Source organism: Anaeromassilibacillus sp. An172 (genome assembly GCF_002160515.1).
In the GTDB taxonomy this organism is placed as follows: domain Bacteria; phylum Bacillota; class Clostridia; order Oscillospirales; family Acutalibacteraceae; genus Limousia; species Limousia pullorum.
This window is the reverse complement of record NZ_NFKS01000043.1, coordinates 1-4802: the sequence shown is the minus strand read 5'-3', so window position 1 is coordinate 4802 and position 4802 is coordinate 1. Positions and strand designations below refer to the sequence as shown.

General features: G+C 51.0%; 2 tRNA genes and 2 rRNA genes. All 4 read left to right on the top strand.

What is annotated here, in order from left to right:
• A 16S ribosomal RNA gene (locus tag B5F08_RS12905) occupies nt 1-1427 on the top strand; the annotation flags it as partial.
• A gap of 125 nt (nt 1428-1552) precedes the next feature.
• A tRNA-Ala gene (locus tag B5F08_RS12900) sits at nt 1553-1628 on the top strand.
• A 33-nt stretch (nt 1629-1661) separates the two neighbouring features.
• Nucleotides 1662-1738 (top strand) — tRNA-Ile (locus B5F08_RS12895).
• Between the two features lie 183 nt (nt 1739-1921).
• Nucleotides 1922-4751, top strand: a 23S ribosomal RNA gene (locus B5F08_RS12890).
• Nucleotides 4752-4802: the final 51 nt, after the last annotated feature.

Below are 4802 nucleotides of genomic sequence, written 5' to 3'. Positions count from 1 at the left end.
TAAGTTTAGTGGCGGACGGGTGAGTAACGCGTGAGTAACCTGCCTTCAAGAGGGGAATAACGTTCTGAAAAGAACGCTAATACCGCATAACATACGGATGTCGCATGGCAACCGTATCAAAGATTTTATCGCTTGAAGATGGACTCGCGTCCGATTAGCCAGTTGGCGGGGTAACGGCCCACCAAAGCGACGATCGGTAGCCGGACTGAGAGGTTGAACGGCCACATTGGGACTGAGACACGGCCCAGACTCCTACGGGAGGCAGCAGTGGGGGATATTGCGCAATGGGGGCAACCCTGACGCAGCAACGCCGCGTGAACGATGAAGGTCTTCGGATTGTAAAGTTCTTTTATTAAGGACGAAGAAGTGACGGTACTTAATGAATAAGCTCCGGCTAACTACGTGCCAGCAGCCGCGGTAATACGTAGGGAGCAAGCGTTGTCCGGATTTACTGGGTGTAAAGGGTGCGTAGGCGGCAGAGCAAGTCAGATGTGAAATCCGTGGGCTTAACCCACGAACTGCATTTGAAACTGTTTTGCTTGAGTGAAGTAGAGGCAGGCGGAATTCCCTGTGTAGCGGTGAAATGCGTAGAGATAGGGAGGAACACCAGTGGCGAAGGCGGCCTGCTGGGCTTTAACTGACGCTGAGGCACGAAAGCGTGGGTAGCAAACAGGATTAGATACCCTGGTAGTCCACGCCGTAAACGATGATTACTAGGTGTGGGGGGTCTGACCCCCTCCGTGCCGCAGTTAACACAATAAGTAATCCACCTGGGGAGTACGGCCGCAAGGTTGAAACTCAAAGGAATTGACGGGGGCCCGCACAAGCAGTGGAGTATGTGGTTTAATTCGAAGCAACGCGAAGAACCTTACCAGGTCTTGACATCCAACTAACGAGGTAGAGATACATTAGGTGCCCTTCGGGGAAAGTTGAGACAGGTGGTGCATGGTTGTCGTCAGCTCGTGTCGTGAGATGTTGGGTTAAGTCCCGCAACGAGCGCAACCCTTGCTATTAGTTGCTACGCAAGAGCACTCTAATAGGACTGCCGTTGACAAAACGGAGGAAGGTGGGGACGACGTCAAATCATCATGCCCCTTATGACCTGGGCTACACACGTACTACAATGGCCATCAACAGAGGGAAGCAAAGCAGCGATGCAGAGCAAACCCCTAAAAATGGTCCCAGTTCAGATTGCAGGCTGCAACTCGCCTGTATGAAGTCGGAATTGCTAGTAATCGCGGATCAGCATGCCGCGGTGAATACGTTCCCGGGCCTTGTACACACCGCCCGTCACACCATGGGAGCCGGTAATACCCGAAGTCAGTAGTCTAACCGCAAGGAGGACGCTGCCGAAGGTAGGATTGGCGACTGGGGTGAAGTCGTAACAAGGTAGCCGTATCGGAAGGTGCGGCTGGATCACCTCCTTTCTATGGAGACTTGAACTTTTGAAAGATAAAGTTCTAACATCCAAGGTCAGGCATTACGAAAGTTCGGCTAATTATCGTTGTTTAATTTTCAGGGTCTCAAAAAGGAATAACCCTGAAAGAGATATGGGGGTATAGCTCAGCTGGGAGAGCACCTGCTTTGCAAGCAGGGGGTCAGCGGTTCGATCCCGCTTATCTCCACCAAAGGCTTGAGTGAAAAAGAACAAGCCGTGACATGGGCTTATAGCTCAGCCGGTTAGAGCGCACGCCTGATAAGCGTGAGGTCGGTGGTTCGAGTCCACTTAAGCCCACCAAAAGCACCTTGAAAACTGAATAAAGATAAGCAGATAAAGCGAGAAAAGTTTAAATATCAAACAGGTTTAACAAAAGTTAAGCGTAAGGTATATAAACTACAATAAAGCTGGAAGCGAGAGGGTAAGTAAGCGACGAGCTTATTTACTGCAAGCGAGAAAAAACAAACCAAAGAGAACACATATGGTCAAGCTACAAAGAGCACAAGGGGAATGCCTTGGCACCAAGAGCCGATGAAGGACGTGACAAACTGCGATAAGCCACGGTGAGCCGTAAGTAGGCGCTATACCCGTGGATTTCCGAATGGAGCAATCCGACCGAAGGAGTTCGGTCATCGTATACTGAATAAAATAGGTATACGAAGGGAACCGCCTGAACTGAAACATCTAAGTAGGGCGAGGAAGAGAAATCAACAGAGATTCCGTAAGTAGTGGCGAGCGAACGCGGAAGAGGCCAAACCAGATGTAGAAATACATTTGGGGTTCGGACAGCAACGTGTACTCTAAGACTTAGCAGAATGGCATGGGAAGGCCAATCAGAGAAGGTGAGAATCCTGTATGCGAAAAGTCGAGGAGGCTAGCTGAATCCAGAGTACCGCCGGACACGTGAAACCCGGTGGGAAGACGGGGGGACCATCCTCCAAGCCTAAATACTACTTGGTGACCGATAGCGAATAGTACTGTGAAGGAAAGGTGAAAAGAACCCCGGGAGGGGAGTGAAAAAGAACCTGAAACCTTGTGTTTACAAGCACCGAAAGCACATCAACGTGCGATCGGGTACCTTTTGTAGAATGGTCCGGCGAGTGTGTGTAACTGGCGAGGTTAATCACTTAAGGTGAGGAGCCGTAGCGAGAGCGAGTCTGAAAAGGGCGCATGAAGTCAGTTGTACACGACCCGAAACCGGGTGACCTACCCATGTCCAGGTTGAAGTGGAGGTAAAACTCCATGGAGGACCGAACCGACTCCCGTTGAAATGGTAGCGGATGAGGTGTGGGTAGCGGAGAAATTCCAATCGAACCCGGAGATAGCTGGTTCTCTCCGAAATAGCTTTAGGGCTAGCCTTGAAATAGATTATCGGAGGTAAAGCACTGTATTGGCTAGGGGCCGAGAGGTTACTGAACCTTAACAAACTAAGAATGCCGAATAATCGTTTTTCAGGAGTCAGACAGTGGGAGATAAGTTTCATTGTCAAAAGGGAAACAGCCCAGACCCACAGCTAAGGTCCCAAAGAGTAGTTAAGTGGAAAAGGATGTGGAGTTGCATAGACAACCAGGATGTTGGCTTAGAAGCAGCCACTCATTAAAAGAGTGCGTAATAGCTCACTGGTCGAGTGACTCTGCGCCGAAAATTTAACGGGGCTAAACTACACACCGAAGCTTGGGAAGTCGTTAAGACTTGGTAGGAGAGCGTTCTGTAAGGGGTGAAGTCGCAGCGAAAGCGGCGGTGGACTTTACAGAAGTGAGAATGCCGGAATGAGTAGCGAGAAATATGTGAGAATCATATTGGCCGAAAGTCTGAGGTTTTTGGAGGAAGGTTCGTCCGCTCCAAGTAAGTCGGGAGCTAAGGCGAGGCCGAAAGGCGTAGTCGATGCACATACGGTTGATATTCCGTAACCACCTGCAATTTAAGCAAAGGGACACCTTGAAAGCGTATATCCCCGGAGTTGGTATTCCGAGGCGTAAGGGAGGACAATAGTCCGAAGTATATGTGGACGAGGGCGAGAAAAGCTTTGTGTATAGAGCCGGTGCCCGTACCGCAAACCGACACAGGTAGACAGGAAGAGAATTCTAAGGCCAACGGGAGAAGGGTAGTTAAGGAACTCGGCAAATTGACTCCGTAACTTAGGGAAAAGGAGTGCTCAGTGAAAGCTGAGCCGCAGTGAATAGGCCCAGGCGACTGTTTAGCAAAAACACAGGTCTCTGCCAAATCGAAAGATGAAGTATAGGGGCTGACACCTGCCCGGTGCCGGAAGGTTAAGAGGAGGAGTGCAAGCTCTGAATTGAAGCCCCGGTAAACGGCGGCCGTAACTATAACGGTCCTAAGGTAGCGAAATTCCTTGTCGGGTAAGTTCCGACCCGCACGAATGGTGTAACGATCTGGGCACTGTCTCAACTACCCGCCCGGCGAAATTGTAGTACCGGTGAAGATGCCGGTTACCTGCGACAAGACGGAAAGACCCCATGGAGCTTTACTGCAGCTTGATATTGGGTTTCGGTAATCTATGTACAGGATAGGTGGGAGACTAGGAAACAGAGGCGCCAGCCTTTGCGGAGTCGCCGTTGGGATACCACTCTTAGATTGCTGGAATTCTAACCTGCGGCCGTGAAACCGGTCGGGGGACATTGTCAGGCGGGCAGTTTGACTGGGGCGGTCGCCTCCGAAAAGGTAACGGAGGCGCTCAAAGGTTAGCTCAGCACGGACGGAAACCGTGCCCTAGAGTGTAAACGCGTAAGCTAGCCTAACTGCGAGGATGACGGTCCGAGCAGTAACGAAAGTTGGAGTTAGTGATCCGGCGGTATGTGAATGGAAATGCCGTCGCTCAACGGATAAAAGCTACCCTGGGGATAACAGGCTGATCTCCCCCAAGAGTCCACATCGACGGGGAGGTTTGGCACCTCGATGTCGGCTCATCACATCCTGGGGCTGAATTCGGTCCCAAGGGTTCGGCTGTTCGCCGATTAAAGTGGTACGCGAGCTGGGTTCAGAACGTCGCGAGACAGTTCGGTCCCTATCTGTCGTGGGCGCAGGATATTTGAGGAGCTCTGTCCTTAGTACGAGAGGACCGGGATGGACGTACCTCTGGTGCACCAGTTGTCACGCCAGTGGCACAGCTGGGCAGCTATGTACGGAACGGATAAACGCTGAAAGCATCTAAGCGTGAAGCCGGCTCCAAGATTAGATATCCCACCGAGAAATCGGGTAAGACCCCTTGTAGACTACGAGGTTGATAGGCTGCGTGTGTAAGTGCCGTGAGGCATTCAGCTTGGCAGTACTAATAGGTCGAGGGCTTGACCATAAGTCCTTTGGATTTGTCTGTATACTCTTTATTCAGTTTTCAGGGTGTTAA